The sequence below is a fragment of the Acinetobacter sp. YH16053 genome, assembly GCF_013417035.1.
In the GTDB taxonomy this organism is placed as follows: domain Bacteria; phylum Pseudomonadota; class Gammaproteobacteria; order Pseudomonadales; family Moraxellaceae; genus Acinetobacter; species Acinetobacter towneri.
This window is the reverse complement of record NZ_VPEP01000017.1, coordinates 1-18,748: the sequence shown is the minus strand read 5'-3', so window position 1 is coordinate 18,748 and position 18,748 is coordinate 1. Positions and strand designations below refer to the sequence as shown.

Annotated in this window: 21 protein-coding genes and 1 pseudogene; 14 read left to right on the top strand and 8 right to left on the bottom strand. The window is 41.3% G+C overall.

Annotated elements, in window-relative coordinates; translation table 11 throughout:
• Positions 1-75 precede the first annotated feature (75 nt).
• Both FTV43_RS11620 and FTV43_RS11615 read right to left on the bottom strand, forming a co-directional pair.
• Complete coding sequence (locus FTV43_RS11620) at positions 76-498, bottom strand: GNAT family N-acetyltransferase (protein WP_004972455.1); 423 nt, start codon at positions 496-498, stop codon at positions 76-78.
• Between the two features lie 23 nt (positions 499-521).
• Positions 522-1,741: pseudogene (locus FTV43_RS11615) on the bottom strand (SAM-dependent methyltransferase).
• Between the two features lie 107 nt (positions 1,742-1,848).
• Between FTV43_RS11615 and FTV43_RS11610 the strand changes: the two are divergent.
• Positions 1,849-2,496: a hemolysin III family protein gene (locus FTV43_RS11610; RefSeq protein ID WP_004972459.1), complete on the top strand. Its 648-nt coding sequence runs from the start codon at positions 1,849-1,851 to the stop codon at positions 2,494-2,496.
• Positions 2,497-2,681: 185 nt separating this feature from the next.
• Complete coding sequence (locus tag FTV43_RS11605) at positions 2,682-3,995, top strand: MFS transporter (protein ID WP_131260737.1); 1,314 nt, start codon at positions 2,682-2,684, stop codon at positions 3,993-3,995.
• Between the two features lie 66 nt (positions 3,996-4,061).
• Here the strand turns inward: FTV43_RS11605 and FTV43_RS11600 are convergent, their stop codons facing one another.
• Entirely contained in the window at positions 4,062-5,072 is a 1,011-nt protein-coding gene (locus tag FTV43_RS11600) for a metallophosphoesterase (RefSeq protein ID WP_004972462.1), read from the bottom strand.
• A gap of 176 nt (positions 5,073-5,248) precedes the next feature.
• On the opposite strand from FTV43_RS11600, the gene FTV43_RS11595 reads away from it, so the two are divergent.
• Positions 5,249-6,859, top strand: coding sequence for a phospholipase D family protein (locus FTV43_RS11595; protein WP_026438286.1), 1,611 nt, complete (start codon positions 5,249-5,251; stop codon positions 6,857-6,859).
• 97 nt (positions 6,860-6,956) lie between these two features.
• On the opposite strand, the gene FTV43_RS11590 is transcribed toward FTV43_RS11595, so the two are convergent.
• Positions 6,957-7,775: a 1-acyl-sn-glycerol-3-phosphate acyltransferase gene (locus FTV43_RS11590; protein ID WP_096901584.1), complete on the bottom strand. Its 819-nt coding sequence runs from the start codon at positions 7,773-7,775 to the stop codon at positions 6,957-6,959.
• 292 nt (positions 7,776-8,067) lie between these two features.
• Between FTV43_RS11590 and hflX the strand changes: the two genes are divergently transcribed.
• From hflX to FTV43_RS11560, 6 genes are all read left to right on the top strand, one after another.
• A complete protein-coding gene (hflX, locus tag FTV43_RS11585) occupies positions 8,068-9,408 on the top strand; it encodes a ribosome rescue GTPase HflX (protein WP_179995508.1) in 1,341 nt (446 codons plus the stop codon).
• A gap of 35 nt (positions 9,409-9,443) precedes the next feature.
• Complete coding sequence (locus tag FTV43_RS11580) at positions 9,444-9,815, top strand: hypothetical protein (RefSeq protein ID WP_179995507.1); 372 nt, start codon at positions 9,444-9,446, stop codon at positions 9,813-9,815.
• Between the two features lie 9 nt (positions 9,816-9,824).
• Entirely contained in the window at positions 9,825-10,499 is a 675-nt protein-coding gene (locus FTV43_RS11575; protein WP_004972468.1) for an LrgB family protein, read from the top strand.
• 86 nt (positions 10,500-10,585) lie between these two features.
• Positions 10,586-11,032 carry a DUF2147 domain-containing protein gene (locus FTV43_RS11570; protein WP_179995506.1) on the top strand — a complete coding sequence of 149 codons (447 nt, stop codon included), beginning with the start codon at positions 10,586-10,588 and terminating at the stop codon, positions 11,030-11,032.
• A gap of 179 nt (positions 11,033-11,211) precedes the next feature.
• A complete protein-coding gene (locus tag FTV43_RS11565) occupies positions 11,212-11,658 on the top strand; it encodes a DUF2147 domain-containing protein (protein WP_179995505.1) in 447 nt (148 codons plus the stop codon).
• Positions 11,659-11,763: 105 nt separating this feature from the next.
• The gene (locus FTV43_RS11560; protein ID WP_179995504.1) at positions 11,764-12,216 is read left to right on the top strand and encodes a DUF2147 domain-containing protein; all 453 of its coding nucleotides are present in this window, start codon (positions 11,764-11,766) and stop codon (positions 12,214-12,216) included.
• Positions 12,217-12,298: 82 nt separating this feature from the next.
• Here FTV43_RS11560 and FTV43_RS11555 read toward each other — a convergent pair whose 3' ends face one another.
• The 4 genes from FTV43_RS11555 to FTV43_RS11540 form a co-directional block, all read right to left on the bottom strand.
• Positions 12,299-13,147 carry a symmetrical bis(5'-nucleosyl)-tetraphosphatase gene (locus FTV43_RS11555; protein WP_179995503.1) on the bottom strand — a complete coding sequence of 283 codons (849 nt, stop codon included), beginning with the start codon at positions 13,145-13,147 and terminating at the stop codon, positions 12,299-12,301.
• Positions 13,147-13,959 carry a 16S rRNA (adenine(1518)-N(6)/adenine(1519)-N(6))-dimethyltransferase RsmA gene (gene rsmA, locus FTV43_RS11550; RefSeq protein WP_004972477.1) on the bottom strand — a complete coding sequence of 271 codons (813 nt, stop codon included), beginning with the start codon at positions 13,957-13,959 and terminating at the stop codon, positions 13,147-13,149. Before rsmA ends, FTV43_RS11555 begins: the two co-directional genes overlap by 1 nt.
• Before the next feature lie 19 nt (positions 13,960-13,978).
• A complete protein-coding gene (pdxA, locus tag FTV43_RS11545; RefSeq protein ID WP_179995502.1) occupies positions 13,979-14,947 on the bottom strand; it encodes a 4-hydroxythreonine-4-phosphate dehydrogenase PdxA in 969 nt (322 codons plus the stop codon).
• Positions 14,948-15,009: 62 nt separating this feature from the next.
• A complete protein-coding gene (locus FTV43_RS11540) occupies positions 15,010-15,420 on the bottom strand; it encodes a hypothetical protein (RefSeq protein WP_179995501.1) in 411 nt (136 codons plus the stop codon).
• Between the two features lie 265 nt (positions 15,421-15,685).
• Here FTV43_RS11540 and rplM point away from each other — a divergent pair, with 265 nt between their 5' ends.
• From rplM to FTV43_RS11515, 5 genes are all read left to right on the top strand, one after another.
• Complete coding sequence (rplM, locus tag FTV43_RS11535) at positions 15,686-16,114, top strand: 50S ribosomal protein L13 (RefSeq protein ID WP_004909012.1); 429 nt, start codon at positions 15,686-15,688, stop codon at positions 16,112-16,114.
• A gap of 12 nt (positions 16,115-16,126) precedes the next feature.
• On the top strand, positions 16,127-16,513 hold the full coding sequence (gene rpsI / locus FTV43_RS11530; protein ID WP_004972483.1) for a 30S ribosomal protein S9: 387 nt from the start codon (positions 16,127-16,129) through the stop codon (positions 16,511-16,513).
• 249 nt (positions 16,514-16,762) lie between these two features.
• The gene (locus FTV43_RS11525; protein ID WP_179995500.1) at positions 16,763-17,416 is read left to right on the top strand and encodes a glutathione S-transferase N-terminal domain-containing protein; all 654 of its coding nucleotides are present in this window, start codon (positions 16,763-16,765) and stop codon (positions 17,414-17,416) included.
• Between the two features lie 10 nt (positions 17,417-17,426).
• Positions 17,427-17,855 (top strand): ClpXP protease specificity-enhancing factor, encoded by a 429-nt coding sequence (locus FTV43_RS11520; protein WP_004972487.1) that lies wholly within the window; start codon positions 17,427-17,429, stop codon positions 17,853-17,855.
• 16 nt (positions 17,856-17,871) lie between these two features.
• Positions 17,872-18,522: a hypothetical protein gene (locus FTV43_RS11515; protein WP_004972488.1), complete on the top strand. Its 651-nt coding sequence runs from the start codon at positions 17,872-17,874 to the stop codon at positions 18,520-18,522.
• Positions 18,523-18,748 lie beyond the last annotated feature (226 nt).

The window sequence follows — 18,748 nt, the reverse complement described above, 5'->3', positions numbered from 1 at the left end:
GAAATCGCCATGATCACATTCCATCATGGCGATTTTTATTTTGCACGATTAAAATCAGGACTATCGACAATTCATTTAAAATATCAATCGCATATCTACATGCGGAATACCACAATCTAAATACGACTCACCCTCAACCTGAAAACTCAAACTTTGATAAAACGGAATCGCGTGTTCCTGCGCAGACAACTTGACCCACGGACGTTGCTGCTGCTTTGCCACCTGAATAATATGCTGCATTAAAACACGTCCCACACCTAAACCGCGCTGTGATTTCAACACTGCGACCCGTCCAATACTGTGATTTTCCAGTAAACGTGCTGTTGCAATCGCCTGTCCAGTTGCATAGACCACAAAATGCAAGGCAACTGCATCTTGTGCATCCCACTCATCTTCAGGCGCAATTCGCTGTTCCTGAATAAAGACTTGCTCACGAATAGATTTGGCCTCTGCAGCAAATTGTGTCCAAGTGCCCGATTGAATTTCATAATCTTGCATCTTTATATCCTGTTCCATCTTGCTTAGCACTTAGAACCAATGCCCTGCTGATCCCACTGATCGTTCAACAACAACTCCAAAGAATGTTTTTGAATACCGTACATGGTTTTTAAATCACGAATTTGTGCCAAAACTGCTTGATCAGGTTCACTCCAATTTTGACGTTTGGTTGCCAAAATCATTTTGTTTTTACTGGTGTGTTCTAAAGCGACAAACTCAAAAACTTTGGTGTCATAACCATAGGCTTTGAGCAATAAAGCGCGGATGGTATCGGTTAACATTTCCGCCTGTTGCCCTGCATGAATGCCAAATTGCAGCATCGGTTGCAACACGCTTGGGCTTTGTAATTGTGGACGCAACTCTTTATGGCAACACGGCGCGCACATAATCATTTGTGCATTCAGGCGAATACCAGTATGAATTGCAAAATCGGTGGCGACATCACAGGCATGCAAAGCAATCATTACATCTAAATGTTCTGGCTGATAGGTGCGCACATCGCCCTGAAAAAAATCTAGCTGCTGAAAGTCTGAAGCACTCGCCACCGACTGACAAAACTCAACCATTTTCGGGTTTAGTTCCACCCCAGTCACAAAGGGAATAAATTGCTGCTTTTGCAAATAGTCATAGAGCGCAAAAGTTAAATAGCCTTTGCCTGAACCAAAATCCACCACGCGCAAGGTATTTTCCGAAATTTTGATTTGCGCCAAGGCACCCGAAAAAATTTCAATAAATTTATTAATCTGTTTCCATTTCCGCGCCATGCTCGGAATAATTTGCGCTTTGGCATCGCTAATCCCCAAGTGTTGTAAAAATGGGCTGGATTGATCGACATAACGCTGTTTTCTCGGTCATGTCCTTGTGGTTCTTTCGGTTTCGCTATAGTCGGTGCTGTTTTACTGATGCTAAGCATGGCTTTCTTTTTGTTCTTTTTTAGCTGAATTTCCTGATCTGTCGTGAATAAATTGGCCTGTTTACAATCTGCCAATAAGTGACTCAATTGTATCTGTGCTTCTGCCAAAGGATAGTTTTTGGTGATATCCTGCGTTTTATGGCGATACAAACAAGTTAAAACGGTGTCTTGATTTAGCTGAATCACCCGTAAGGTGATTTTTTCTAATTGTTCCAGTTCGCCTTTATATTGACTCAGCACCACACGATCAAGCTTTTGTGTATCAATGGCTTGCTGAAAAGCCTCTAAGAATTGTTGTTCCTGCACAGAGGGAGAAGCCAAAGTCGACATAATAAAAACCTGAAAAAATTACAATTCAAGTTTAATTGTTATTACCCTAAAAGCAAAATTGAATTACGATACAGTTGTATAATTAAAGAAATTAAAGCAGATTCGCCATGAAATTAAATGCCCCTTTAGTGCCTGATTATGACCTGCAAGAAGAACGGATTAACTATCTGAGCCATGGTGTTGGTGCGGCTTTGGCATTTATTGCAGGTATTCTTTTAATCATTAAAGGTGCGTATTTAAGTACGGGACAATGGCTAGGTTTGTGGGCCTATGCAATAAGCATGGTACTGCTTTTTTCTGCTTCAATGCTGTATCACATGGCAACCGCAGCAGACCGTCGTTATTTTTATAAAAAGTTAGATCACACCGCAATTTATTATTTAATTGCAGGGACTTATACCCCATTTTTATCCATCGCGATTCCTACTCAAAAAGCACAATATTTGTTAATTGCCCTGTGGATTATTGCCCTGATTGGCACCCTATTTAAACTGGTATTTATCAACCGTTTTCATAAAATTTCTTTAATTGCCTACTTGGTGATGGGTTGGTTAGCCGTTCTGGTCATGGACGATATGCAAGCCTATTTAAGCAGCCAAGCCCTGACCTTTTTGCTAATTGGCGGCATTGCCTACACCGTGGGTGCATTGTTTTATGCCTTAAAACGCGTAAGATATACCCACGCAATTTGGCATGTATTTGTCTTAATTGGTGCAGGCGCACACTTTCTGGCAATTTATCTGTATGTGATTTAACGCTGAATATCGCTCATGTCTTACAGATAAAACGATCAGATTTGAATGGTGTTCATGGATGCAGTTTTGTAACCGACTTCTTGTTCAAAAAAGTATAACTACAAGAAGTATCTACTATTTTTCTGCCAGTGCGGTCTGTGCCAAATTGCACTTTCATTTAAAATTCACTTTACATAAGGTCCTGTATGGCATCTTCATCTACTGCTGCCGCTGAACAGCCGACTCAAAATTCTAAATTTCGAGTACTGACTGCAAGCTTGGTCGGTACCACCATCGAGTTTTTTGACTTTTATATCTACGCCACTGCGGCAGTCATTATTTTCCCGTATCTGTTCTTTCCGATCAGTACTGACCCAATGACGGCAACCATTCAATCTCTCGCCACCTTTGCAATTGCCTTTATCGCCCGTCCAATTGGCGCAGCTTTATTTGGACATTTAGGAGATCGGATTGGACGCAAAGCCACTTTGGTCGCGGCATTATTGACCATGGGAATTTCTACAGTCTGTATTGGTTTACTGCCGACGTATGCACAAATTGGGATTATCGCGCCATTACTGTTGGCGTTGTGTCGCTTAGGGCAAGGTTTAGGCTTGGGCGGTGAATGGTCGGGAGCAGTACTGTTAGCCACAGAAAATGCCCCTGAAGGTAAACGTGCTTGGTATGGCATGTTCCCACAATTGGGCGCTCCGATTGGTTTTATTCTTGCCACAGGTTCATTCCTTATTTTAGGTGCGCTGATGTCTGAGCAAGACTTTATGACATGGGGCTGGCGCATCCCGTTTATTTCGAGTGCCTTATTGGTGATTGTCGGTTTATGGATTCGCTTAAAACTGCATGAAACGCCTGCCTTCCAAAAAGTGTTGAATAAACAAAAAGAAGTCAATGTGCCATTTATTCAGGTCTTTAAAAAACACGCTAAAATGTTAGTGCTCGGTACAATCGCTGCAATTTGTACCTTTGTGGTGTTTTATCTGACTACGGTATTTGCCTTGCAATGGGGCACCAAACAACTGGGTTATTCACGTGAAGAATTCTTAAAACTTCAACTACTAGCCACATTGTGTTTTGCTGCTTTTATTCCCCTCTCAGCCGTTTTAGCCGAAAAATTTGGACGTAAAACCACCTCTATCGCAGTGTGCATCATCTCTGCAATTTTTGGCTTATTTTTTGCCGATATGCTTGCTTCAGGCAGCACGTGGATTGTATTTATTTTCCTGTGTATTGGCTTGGCAATTATGGGACTTACTTACGGGCCCATTGGTACAGTATTGTCTGAAATTTTCCCAACATCTGTACGCTATACAGGCTCCGCACTCACCTTTAACTTGGCGGGTATTTTTGGCGCATCGTTTGCCCCACTCATTGCCACCAAACTTGCCACCACTTATGGCTTGGCTGCAGTTGGTTATTATTTAAGTGCAGCATCCATCTTGTCTTTAATCGCATTTTTAATGATTCGAGAAACCAAGCATGATGATGTAAACAATCAAATTTAAGCGCAAAAATTGCATCAAAAAACCAGCCTCGGCTGGTTTTTTTCATGTAGGCGATGGTGACGGTGCTTACAATAATTCAATAATATCAATCGTGGGCGGCACACCAAAACGAAAAGGAACACCGACCATTCCTGTCCCTACAGTCACAAATACATCGGCATGATCATGGCGATATAACCCCTTTTTATGCCCTAAAATAGATACTTTTTTCATCACATAATCGGTCAGCCACGGCAGTTCAACCTGCCCACCATGGGTATGTCCTGCCAACATCAACGGACGTGTCGGCAATTTTGGCACCATATCCACTGTATCGGGGTTATGTGATAACAACACCCACGGCTTATCCTGAGGTAAATCGGGCATATAGCGCATGTCGGTTTTACCTGCCCATAAATCGCCAATACCGAGCAAACGAAACTCATCAAACTCGACAATTCTACCTTCAATATCAATCACGTTATTTTGTTCTAAAGCCGTTTTTAACAGCTCTTGAATGGGCGGGCCAGGATACTGCTCATCATGATTACCATTTACCGAATATACAGGCGCACAAATTTCTTTTAATACCGCCAATTCTTCGACCAATTTATTTTCAGGCTCATAAGTCCAGTCGCCTGCTACAACGACAATATCGGGGTTTTGCAAATTGAGTTTTTTCACAATTTGCTTCAATTGACGCTCATGCCCAGAAAACAAGCCAATATGTAAATCTGCAATTAAAGCAATTTTGACAGGCTTTAATAAACGGCGATCTGCATGAATTTGATATTTGGTAGTTTTGACTTGAATCAAATGCGGTTCAATAAAACGCGCATAGCTCAACACAGCACTGACTAAAAATACAAAAATCGCTTCGTGGATGGAGTAATAGCCCTGAATACCCGCATAAACACTAAAAAAAACCAAAGGCGGCAACAGGTAAGACAAATAAAATGCCAACAAATGCACAAAGGCCTTAAACGGGTGAATGGTTTCTGTATTGGCCTGACTGCGCCATGCTTGCGAAACTGCCCACAGCGCCAAAATTGCCATACCCATATAGAAATACAACACGACTGAATCGTTATCCCACATATTTATTCTCTATTACTTCATACTTCTGCTATTCAATGCTGCGCTAAACCCAGATGTCGCATTTAACCCACACACGTCATATATCTGTATTGTCATATTTATCTTTTCATAGCTGACAATTATACTCAAACCCTATTTTTAACTTATTTGCTCCTCGTGCTAAAAAGGAATTTAATTTGGCAAACCGCAGCTCATCCGCTCCATTTCAAAATATTCGGCACAACGTCTTGTGGCTGAGTTGCGCCTTCGTTTTGACACTCTCAGGCTGTAGCACGCTGCCCAAACAAATTGAACATCCGATCCAGATGGCGTTTGAAACCCCAACCGATCAAACCAGTTTGGCCAAAATTGTACTGCCGCTACGCGAAAAATATCCGCAGCTTACGGGTTATCATGTCCTGTATGATCCGCTCGAAGCCCTAGCAGCACGTATCTATCTGATTAATAAAGCAGAAAAATCTTTAGATTTACAATATTATATTTGGGATAACGATAAAATTGGCGCGCTTGCACTACACGCCATTATTCGTGCGGCAGATCGTGGGGTGAAAGTCCGCTTATTGGTCGATGATAACAATGCCAAAAAAATGGAAGGCATTTATCTCGCGCTCGATCAACACGTCAACATCGACATCAAACTGTATAATCCATATCGCTTTCGACATTATCGTGCCATGGACATGATTTTGGATTTGAAGCGTATTAACCGTCGTATGCACAACAAAAGCTTTATTGCCGATAACCAAATTTCTCTGATTGGTGGGCGCAATATGAGCAATCAATACTATAACGTCAGCGACAATTATCAATTTTCTGATGTCGATGTGATGTTAGTCGGCTCGGCTTCGGATGAAATTATTCACTCTTTTGATGAATACTGGAATGATGACTATGCTTATTCAGTCAAGCAATTGGTCAATCCACAACATTACACCTTGCGTTATGAAAGCTTAAAACAGCAATTAGAACAGCACGATCAAGAAGCCACCGTACAAAATTATTTAGATTTGGTGACTCGTTCTAAAGCGATTGAACAGTGGATGACGCATAGTATTAAGTTCGATTGGGTCAGTGCTGAAGTGGTCAAAGATGCGCCGAGTAAAATTAAAGACCGCGCCTCAAAAGAAGAACATCTCAACTTTCAATTGCTGACGCATTTAGAGAAGCCAAGCAGTAGTGTCGATATTATTTCTGCGTATTTTGTCCCCGAACAATCGGGGGCAGAAAAACTAAAAGACTTGGCGGATGATGGCGTTCAGGTACGCGTACTGACCAACTCCTTTAAAGCCAACGATGTTCCTGTGGTGCATGCTTTTTACGCCAAATATCGAGAAGATTTATTGGCAAATAACGTGCAGCTGTATGAGTTTTTGGCGCGACCTGAAATGGAAAACCTAAACACACATACGCACGAAATTTCCAAAAAAGCCAAAGTCAGTATGAAAGGTTTAAGCCGTTCTAGTTTACATGCCAAACTCATGGCATTGGATGAAAAACAGGTATTTATTGGTTCGTTTAATTTTGACCCACGCTCGGCATATTTAAATACTGAAATTGGGGTGATTTTAAACAGTCCGCCATTGGCTCGCGCAGTTCACCACACCATGGATGTCAATTTGTCCAAATATGCTTATAAACTGGTTTTGGATGCACAGCAAAACATTCAATGGCACATGAAAAATCCACAAGGCGAAACTCAAATTCTGAAAAAAGAACCAGGGATGAAATGGTATCAACGTGCGGCAATGAAAATTACCTCATGGCTGCCAATTGAAGGCTTTATGTAGCAACATAATATTGAAGCTGTTGGATGATGACCATTATTCTTAAAAAAATGTGATGTGCTTAGGCTATCTTTAACATGAAGATGCGCCTAAGCATGTTTTATGATGTCAGCACTTGTGGTTTTAATACCTGACGATGCAACTCAGCCAAACCTTCTGTCATGCGTTCCTGTACCACAGCAGTTAAAGATTCAATATCGTGCCCTTCTACCACAATTGCAGGTAACGCCATTAAATGCGCTGTCACTTTCGGCATTTCCAAAACATCTTTCACATGATCAACAAAGGTCATGTCATTAATAAACGGCGCAACAGTATCTAACTCACCTTGCTGATTCACATAACAAATCAGACAAATTTGCACAGGTCGTTTGGCTTCAATTGCTGCCCCTAAAATACGACCATGCACTTTTTTAATTTTGCTTCCATCTGACGTGGTCGCTTCAGGAAAAAATAATACAGGAATATCTTGTTTTAAAAATTGCGTGATTTGTTCACGAATTTTGACTGAATCGCCAGAGCCACGCTTAATAAATAGCGTCCCCCCACCTTTGGCTAACTTACCCAATAACGGCCATTTTTCAATTTCAGCTTTGGCCAGAAAAAATACCCGCGCACTAGAACCCAATACCGCTACATCTAACCACGAAATATGATTACTGACCCATAGCGCAGGGTCATGCGGAATTTCACCATGAATTTGCACTTCAATATTAAAAACTTTGCACAATTGACGGCAAAAATATTGCACATAGCGCGTATTGTTCGGGTTGTTGGTGTCTTTATACAATTGATGACGATAGACCAAATAAAACCCTTCACCAATCGCGCCAGCCGTTGCCAGAACTTTTTTGCTATACAAAGCAAGCTTTGCAAAACCATGAATTGGAGATGTGTGAGTTTCAACAGCTGGGTTCATAGGGTCATCACTAATTGTTAAACGCAAAACAACGTATAAAGGTCTATATTTTGCTCATTCTACACTGTTCAATCTGAACTTGCATTGATAATAAAAACCGAAACCTGCATGCAAACATGCGACTTTTGGCAAAATCTAAATAGATAAATTCTATATTGGGGTCATCCTTATAATTGAGTTTACATACGTTGATATAGCATCAAATCAGGGCGCAGGAAAAATCCAATCATCTATTTCCCTGCACAAACATTTTTTCTACTAGAATATAGCTTTAGCATGGAGATTGCGCTGAGTGGAAAATTTTGTGCCACATCAAGATGGCGAGCGTGTTGTACTGGTCAGTGTCGCTGTCCAAATTTTAGAAGACCTAGATGCCGAAGAATTTCAGCTCTTGGCTGAATCTGCGGGTGCAGAAGTTTTACAACACGTCCACACTCAACGTAGTAAACCCGATGCCAAACTCTTTATTGGCTCAGGCAAAGCCGAAGAAATTGCCGCATTGGTCAAAGAACACGACGCCAATTTGGTCATTTTTGATCATGCACTCAGTCCTGCACAGGCACGTAATTTAGAAAAAGTGATGCAATGCCGTGTGGTTGACCGTACCGAACTCATTTTAGATATTTTTGCTCATCGCGCCCGCACTTACGAAGGTAAATTACAGGTCGAATTGGCACAATTACAACATTTATCTTCACGTTTGGTGCGTAGTCGCAGCAACTTAGACAGTCAAAAAGGTGGTATCGGCTTACGTGGTCCTGGGGAAACCTTGCTTGAAACTGACCGACGCTTATTGCGTATTCGCATGGGACAACTAAAAACCAAACTCGATAAAGTCCGTCAAACCCGTGCACAAGGTCGTGTGGCTCGGCAAAAAGCCGCCATTCCTACCGTTTCATTGGTCGGTTATACCAACGCAGGCAAATCGACCTTATTTAATATTTTGGCGCAAAGTGATGTCTATGCTGCTGACCAACTGTTTGCTACGCTTGACCCTACTTTACGGCGTTTAGAATGGGATGGCATCGGACGTCTGGTATTGGCAGACACCGTTGGCTTTGTAAGAAACCTATCTCACTCTTTGGTGGAATCTTTTAAAGCAACTTTGGAAGAAACCTTAGAAGCCAGTTTATTGCTGCATGTGATTGATTCAAGCAGCCCCGATGTGTTGGAACAAATTGAAGCAGTCGAAGGTGTGCTAAAAGAAATTGGCGCAGATGTACCTATTTTGCGGGTTTACAATAAAATTGATGTCTCAGGCGAAACAGCCAAAATTATCTATGAAAAACCGCATCAACCTGACCGTGTCTATGTATCGGCACATTCAAGGCAAGGTTTAGACTTGTTAAAACAAGCCGTACATGAATGTTTGATGGGGCAAATTCAAAAGTTTGATCTTAAATTACAACCTGCTTATGGCAAACTGCGCAATCAACTGTATGCGCTCAATGTCATTCAGGCAGAACAGTACGATGATGAAGGTCAATTACATCTACAAGTCAGCATGGCACCACATAAACTGGAACAACTGATTAAACAGGCACATTTACCGATAGACGAAATTTTAGGTGCACAGGCAGAACAATTTAAACGTCCGCTTGAAGCATTTGAAATTGACGATCAGATCGGTTAAAACGTGATAAGTAAAATTTTAATGAAAGATCAAAAATGAGCAGGATAAAACATATCGATTGGCCAGCATGGATCGGCACACTCCTTTTGATTATTGTGTTTCGTGAAGCCTCTGTATGGATCATGACCCAATTTAATCACCCAGAATTAGGCAATTTAGTCGGTTTGCTCAGCCTGCTGGCGGTATTATTTACATGGCGCAAACTCAGTAAAATTCCTGCTCGTCTGGTCGATACCAACAACAAAATCATGAAAGAAAGTGCCTTTGCCTTTTTACCCATCAGCGCGGGTTCATTAATTATGCTCACGCACATGGGCAAACAAATTCCAATCTTCTTAATTGTGTTGTTTATCAGTACGCTGATCCCGCTTTGGCTGTATGCCATAATGGCAAAACGCTGGCTTTAGGAGATTAAAATGCTGTCAATTCTATATGGTTTTTTAATCACTCTCGTTGCATATTTACTGGCAAAACCTTGCAACCAAAAAGTCCCGCAAATCCCTGTGATTGTCTTTGGCATGTGTTTTGTGTTGCTACTGTTGTATTTTTTCGGGATTCCATACGAAACTTACGTCGCACAAACCAACCCTTTGTTTAATCAATTATTGGGCTATGTGACAGTTGCACTCGCCATTCCTCTAGCAGCCATGCGTTATGACGATTTACCCCTCAAAGCGATTTTAGGTATTTTGTTCTTTGCCAGTCTTAGTGCTGTGGCGCTGCCGATGGGGCTTGCTTATGCGCTACATATGTCCAGTGCCGATATTATGGCATTTGCCACCCGTGCAGTGACCACGCCGATTGCGATTAATATCGCCACGCTTTTGGAAGCCCCAATTCAACTGGCAGTCTTGATTGTGATTTTATCGGGTGTTGTAGGTGCTGCTTTTTCACCACTTATTTTAAGGCATATCAATGATGAACGTGCTTCAGGTTTGGCACTTGGCTTAGCTGCACATGCCATTGGTACTGCTCAAGCATGGCAACGTGGCAGTGTTGCAGGACGTTATGCTGCCTTTGGCATGGCAGTCAATGCAGTCTTTACCGCAGTTTGGCTGCCAACATTTATACTGTATTTACAAAGAATGTGACTGAGCAATCACTTTTAAAGATTGTGACCATTTCACTTTCTTTTTATTATGAAATATCCAGTTTGCGAAATGAAGGAACATTGAACATGGTCAAGATGAAACTCACCGTTGCCTTAATCTGCTCAGCCTTAGGTAGTTTTGCGCTGGCTCAAGATATTACAGGAACTTGGAAAAACATTGACGATAAAACGGGTTCATCTAAAGCCATTTTAGAAATTCGTCAGGAAAGCAATGGTAGCTATACCGCTAAAATCGTTAAAGTGACGCCACGCCCAGGTTACACACCAAGAGAAACCTGTGTCAACTGCCCTGCGCCTTATACCAACCAACCGATTTTAGGTATGGATGTACTCACTGGCTTAAAATATACAGGTAATTCCAATTTCACAGGCGGGAAAATTATTGACCCTTTAAGCGGCAATATCTACAGCACCAAAGCCAAATTAAGCAGCAATGGTAAACGTCTGACCATGCGTGGTTATGTGGGCGTATCTGCTTTAGGACGTAGCCAAACTTGGATTAAAAGCGACTAATTAATTGCTTCACTTTTCACTTAAAATGCCACACGTTCGTGGCATTTTTTATTGGTTTTCTTACATTTTAGTCGCAACTTTAAGATTAATTTTTTCTCAAATCGCTTGACTCCTACCACAACTCGCTTTATATCTTGAATAAACCTCTGTGATCAATTTCGGCAATCAAAGGAACTGATATGAAGAAAAATTTACTGATAGGTGCATTTGCAAGCTTAATGTTCAGTGGCAGTTTATTTGCTGCAGACTTAACTGGAACTTGGCAAAGCATTGATGACAAAACTGGCTCACCTAAGGCTTTAATTGAAATTACCAAAGCGGAGAATGGTACGTTTACGGGTAAAATTATCAAAGTCACACCAAGACCGGGCTATACCCCAAAAACTATGTGTGTGAATTGCCCTGCACCTTATACCAACAAACCTTTGGTCGGTTTGGAAATTATTAGTGGCTTAAAGCATGTGGAAAATAACAACTATGCCGATGGGCGTATTTTAGATCCACTTACAGGCAAAATGTATAGCCTGAAAGGTCGTTTAGCATCTAATAATAAACGTCTCACTTTACGTGGTTACGTCGGAATTTCAGCCATTGGTCGGACACAAACGTGGATTCGCCAACAATAAGCGAGTAATTGTGTCTCATCGGTCATTTTTTCAAGATCCTCAGGGCTTTGTTCAAGCCCTATTCAGAGATTAGACTAGCTGCAAAGACCGAGTAAGGGAAATAAAATGATTCAAAAATTGGCTTTAGGAATAGCCGTCATCTTCGGCAGCCTTAGCACTTTGGCGATGGCACAAGATTTAGCGGGCACTTGGCAACAAATTGATGATAAAACAGGCTCACCCAAAGCTGTCATCGAAATTCGTAAAGAAGCCAATCAAACTTATACGGGTAAAATTATTAAAGTAACTCCACGTCCAGGTTATACCCCACGTGAACTTTGTAATAAATGCCCTGCGCCCTATACTAACCAACCTATTTTAGGGATGGACATTTTAAAAGGCTTACAACAAGTCAAAGACAGCAATAATTACGAAAAAGGACGCGTAATTGATCCATTGGCAGGTCGTATTTACGATGCAAAAATTCGAATCAACTCGACAGGTAAGCGCTTGACTTTGCGCGCTTATATGGGGGTATCTACACTAGGTCGCAGCCAAACTTGGATTCGGATTCAATAAAATTCAAGATAAAAATAGCCACCTCAATAGGTGGCTATTTTCATTTCATCATCACATTTTTAAATTTTAAAGATGAATGTTATTACCATTCTGCCAGCGGATTATCCACTGCAAACAATTGCTGATCTTCCAAACGATAAGCCACAAGCTGATTGCCCCACACACAACCGCCATCCACATTTTGAATATTGTCGGCTACCGTTTGTCCCTGCAATGCTGCCCAATGACCAAATACGATTTGATGTGTTTGCGCAGCTAAAGATGGATATTCAAACCACGGTTTAAAACCTTCTGGCATCGGATCATCTAAGGCATCTTTAAAGCTGAATTCCAAACCACCCTGTAAATTGGCTAAACGCATACGGGTCAAATAATTGGTAATACAACGTAAACGCGCATGTCCCGTTAAATCATCCGACCAAACTGTAGGTTCTGCCCCATACATTTCCTTAAAAAATGCATCCACCACAGCAAAATCTTCATGCCCAATGACCGCTTCGACTTCTTTAGCATAGGCTGCTGTTTGTGCAGCATCCCAAATATGGGGAATACCTGCATGGGTCAAAATCGTATTTTCATTCGGAAAAAGACACAAAGGCTGTTTGCGTAGCCAGTCAATTAAATCATCACTGTCAATCGCATCAATTACATCGCGGGTATTGTCTTGCTCTTTAATTTTCTTTAAGCCACGTGCGCCTGCTAACAGCGTCAAATCGTGATTGCCTAAAACTGTTGCTGCAACGCCGCGATCGACCAGTTTTTTAATAAAGCGCAATGCACCAATTGAGTTTTCACCACGTGCAACCAAATCACCAGCAAACCAGATAAAATCCTGATCAGGGTCAAACTGTATTTCTTTTAATAACAGTTTTAAGGCTTCAAAGCAGCCCTGCACATCACCAATGACATAGTTGTATCGAATTGCTGCCATTAATTCACCATCTGATCTGCCAATGCGACAAATGCACTCAAACTTAAAGTTTCAGGACGTGCCATTGGGTCTACCCCTGCACGTTCAAACGCATCTTCAGCCAACATGCCTTTTAAGCTATTGCGCAATGTTTTACGACGTTGGGTAAATACATGCGCCACCAAACGTGCCAATGCTTTTTCATCTTTGGCAATAATCGGTTTAGTCACATAAGGCTCTAAACGGAATACTGCAGAAGTCACTTTAGGCGGTGGATTAAATGCGCCAGGCGGTACTTCAAACAAGAACGTTGGCTTACAGTAATACTGCATCATCACCGATAAACGCCCATATTCTTTGGTATTCGGTTCAGCCGTGATACGATCTACCACTTCTTTTTGCAGCATAAAGTGCATGTCTTTAACTTTGTCACCAAACTCTAAGAGATGAAACAAAAGCGGCGTCGAAATGTTATACGGCAAGTTTCCAACCACACGTAGCGGGCGCCCTTCCTGAAATAACTCGGTAAAGTCATATTTCAGCGCATCACTTTCTACAATAGTTAAACGCTCAGGATGTGGCACACGTCCCGGTAAGCCTGCGGCCAAATCACGGTCTAATTCCACTACAGTCAAAGCATCACACTCACCAATTAAAGGTGAGGTCAATGCCGCTAAACCCGGTCCAATCTCGACAATATTATCGCCTGGACGTGGGTTCACTGAGCGGACAATTTTGGCAATCACGCGTTGATCATGCAAAAAGTTTTGACCAAAGCGTTTACGAGCCTGATGCCCTTCATCTTTTGGGTTTAGGGCATTAATTTGATACATAAAGATTTCCAAGCTGAAATTATGAACGTGCTAAATCCAGCGCTAAATCGACAGCAACATGCAAGCTAGAACTTTTCGCAAGTCCCGTACCTGCGAGGGAGAGCGCTGTGCCGTGATCGACTGAAGTGCGAATAAACGGTAAGCCTAAAGTAATATTGATTGCTTCACCAAAGCCCTGAGATTTTAACACAGGTAAACCCTGATCGTGATACATCGCTAAAACTGCATCGGCATCTTTTAAATTTTCTGGGGTAAATAAAGTATCTGCAGGTAAACTTAAACTGAGATTTTCACCGCGATTACGGTAATTTTGCAGCACAGGATTAATCACCTCAATTTCTTCCATGCCTAAATACCCATCTTCGCCCGCATGTGGGTTCAAACCACAGACCAATACTTTAGGATGTTCAATTTTAAACTTGCTTTTTAGATCGTGCAGCAAAATATCAATTACTTGTTCTAAACGTGTTTTGGTAATGGCATCTGCCACGGCACGTAAAGGTAAATGCGTGGTCGCCAAGGCAACGCGTAAGGTTTTGGTGGCTAACATCATCACCACACGCGCAACACCTGCAAACTCCTGATAATATTCAGTGTGCCCACTAAAAGAAATACCAGCTTCATTAATAATAGATTTTTGCACGGGTGCTGTCGCCACGCCCACACTCTTACCTGTCATTGCATAAGAAGCTGAGCGACGTAATTGCTCCAAAACGTAAGTTGCATTTTGTGCATTTAAATGCCCCAACTCAACATCTACAGCCAAAGGCACATGCTCAACATATAACTGCCCAAGCGCTGCAGGCTGTTGCTGACCTGAATATTCAATCAATTCGACTTGTTGCTTTAGAATTTCGGTGCGTTGTTGTAATAATTGATGATCTGCCAATACAACAATTGGACGCTCATCTTGTCGATTTGCCAGACTTAAACAAATATCAGGTCCAATACCTGCAGGTTCACCACTGGTGACATATAAAGGGCGCATGCAGCTTCATCCACTATAGCTAGGTGTAGCTGAATTATAGCGCCATCCTGAGCAAAATTGTTTTATCTCCAATCTAATCTAAATCGGCTATCTAAGATGCCCATCTGATGCGCCCACTCTGAAATGCCAATCACGACCGCGCATAACAACAAACCTATAAATAGTATTTTGGGCGCTTGCTGAATAACTGCTCGATAGTTTTGATCAGATAGACTCAACATGATGAAGCCACCGATGCCATATAGCATAAAAGGGAGCAAGGTCATGTGCATAAATACAGAATAGATTAAGATAAAAGCAAATACATCAGTACCATAAGCTGCACCTACGAACAAAAATGCCAGTTCATACAGACCAATCAATGTGATGAAAAAACCTGCTATAAATTTTAGCAGTTTATTTGGTTGCGGCTTTAATGCTTCTGTCGTTAATGCTTTTGTCGTTGTAGCGATGCGTTCTAAATCATCAGACATAGTGATCCGTCCTCATCATTATTATTTGCTGCGACCATACAGAAAAAGCTAAAACAGCACTAGATAAAGAAGATCAATACCTGATTTTTACTGTCGTGAAATGGTCGCTAGAGGTGATTTTGCTTTTATAACCAAACTTGATAAAATATAGCGCTTAAAATGTGACTTTTCCATTGTAGTTCTACCCATTCTCAGGTAGAATTCGGACTCCTTTTTGTTTGGACAGCTTCCATAGTCCAAACCAACTATAATAGGTAGTGGTTTAATGAAAACTCTCAGCGCTAAGCCAGCTGAAGTTCAACACGACTGGTACGTTGTTGATGCTTCTGGCAAAACTCTAGGTCGCCTTGCGACAGAAATCGCTCGTCGTTTACGCGGTAAGCACAAAACTTCTTATACTCCTCACGTTGACACTGGCGACTACATCGTTGTTATCAATGCTGAGCAAGTTCAAGTGACTGGTAACAAATCACTTGACAAGAAATACTATCGCCACACTGGTTTCCCTGGTGGTATCCGTGAAACTAATTTCGAGAAATTAGTTGCTCACAAACCAGAAGAAATCTTCCAACGCGCTGTAAAAGGCATGTTGCCAAAAGGTCCTCTTGGTTATGCTATGATCAAGAAAATGAAAGTGTACGCTGGTGCTGAGCATCCTCACACAGCTCAACAGCCACAAGTTTTGGACATCTAAGGGATACAGCACATGGCTACTAACTATGGTACAGGTCGCCGTAAGACCGCAACTGCACGTGTTTTCTTATCAGCTGGTACAGGTAAACTCGTAATTAACAACCGTACTCTTGAGCAATATTTCGGTCGTGAAACTGCTCGTATGATCGTACGTCAACCATTAGAGCTTCTTGAAGCTACTGAAAAATATGACCTTTACATCACTGTTGCTGGTGGTGGTATTGGTGGTCAAGCTGGTGCAATCCGTCACGGTATTACTCGTGCATTGATCGCATCTGACGACACTTTAAAACCTGCTCTTCGTCAAGCTGGTTTCGTTACTCGTGATGCTCGTGAAGTTGAACGTAAGAAACTTGGTTTACGTAAAGCTCGTAAACGTCCACAATTCTCTAAACGTTAATTCGTTTACCGAATCGGACACAAAAAAAGCCTTGGATTTTCCAAGGCTTTTTTTATGCAAATCAACGAGCTGAGCATTTTAAGCCAGATAAACAATTCGGATTCACATACACCAAAAATCAAAATTCAATACAGTCCAAAAATTGAAAACCAATCAACAAATATCTCATACACTTTTATCAGCTTTGCTGGGTGATTTTAGTGGCTAAGTTTAGTATCCTATTCTATTCATTTGGTTTTATTTCGGATTATGTCAGTCGAGAACGCACCCTTACAAGGCATTACCCTCTACAGTCATGCGGACGACTTTCGCTCACATTGGATTCGTTACGTTCTGGCCGAAAAACAAATCAAATATCAATTGATTCTTGTCGATCATGAGGATGAAGACCTCGCTAGTCTCAATCCCTACAATCAATTGCCCATCTTATTAGAAAATGATCTCAAATTATTCAATAGCAGCATAATTTCAGAATATCTTGATGATCGTTATCGACAAAATAAACTCTATGCCGATGCCCCTATGCCACGTGCAGAACAACGTCAATATATTTGGCGCTTTGAGCAAGATTGGTTCAAGCTCGCCGATGACATGCTGTGCCACCCAGACAGCTTAAATCCCCAAGCGCAACGTACAGCACAAAAACAATTACGTGATACACTCATTTCACTTACACCACTATTTCAACATTATCCTTTTTTCATGTCTGAAACATTTAATATTTTAGACTGCATGTTGGCGCCATTATTTATACGGCTCAAAGCCATGGGTATTGAGCTACCAAAACAACACTGTAGACCTATTTTTCTCTATTGCCAGCGTATTTTTAATCGTCCTGCATTTTTAAAATCGATGACCTTGCAGGAAAAAAGTCGCTATCAGGAATTTTTAATTCATACTTAAAGAGCATATTATGTCTGAATCTGAAATCAATTTAAGTCCAACCCGTCCTTATTTAGCCCGCGCAATTTATGAATGGATTTGTGATAACCAACTCACACCACATTTATTGGTCGATGCTACACAGCCGAATACGCTTGTTCCTGAACAATTTATTCAGGATGGTCAGATTGTCCTAAATATCGTTCCACATGCAGTGCATGCCTTACACATGAGCAATGATGCAATCACCTTCTCTGCACGCTTTGGTGGCGTATCACGCGACTTATATGTACCTATGAATGCCGTCGTAGGTATCTATGCAAGAGAGAATGGACAAGGCTTATTCTTTGATCCAAGTGAGTATGCACATATCCAAAATGATCAAGATGCTTTAGAATCAAAGACTGAAGAAAAAACCGAACAAACTAAGAAAAAACCAAGCCTTAGATTATTAGATTAAAACAATGGAGTAGTGAATGGCTTTTGATTTAGTACAATATTTTGCAGCGCAGATTAAACTTCAAAAGCCCTCGCTTTTGAAACAATATAATGCTGTTGATCGCGACCAATATATTCAAGAAATCAATGCGCTGAGCTTAGGCAAACTGGTCAGTCTGTGGCGAGAAGACAACCAAAAACTTTATCAAGAAATTGATCATCAAGATGAATTATATATTCAGGAAATTGCACGTCGACTCACCACATCTCCACACAATCAGTCACCTCTCTCCAAAACTGAGCTTGAACAGAATATTAGTGAAGTCTTAGCCTTACAACTCACAGAGCTCAAGCAATTGGATCAAACCGGTAATTTTGGCAATAAAGGTCTAGGTGAATTATTGCTAGGTCAAATTGAACATTTATCTGGTCAAGCGGATGATTGGGTTTGGTCAACAAACGATCTAATAGAGTTAAAAGGTTCTAAACCAATTCCTCAAGAAGAGCTATCATTAGAGGCATCAATGAAGGAGTTTAATCAAATGGTACAACAACATACCCACGATGATCATCAAAATATTGAGCCTGTAGAAGCAATTGTACCCACTTGGTCTAAAGTACTAGAACCTATCGTTGCGATTGCGATTTTAGCAATTCTATGGTGTTCCGTTACTCAATTATTCGCTTAAATCAATCTTCTATCTAAGCCGTAATAAAACCATCATCATCTGATGGTTTTATTTTGCCTTCACTTTTTATAGTTTTATTTTTCTAACTTTATTTTCTTTTTGCATAAAAAAACACCCCCAACGCTAGTTGAGGGTGTTTGAATAATGAGCTGGCGATGACTTACTCTCACATGGGTAACCCCACACTACCATCAGCGCGAAGAGGTTTCACTTCTGAGTTCGGGAA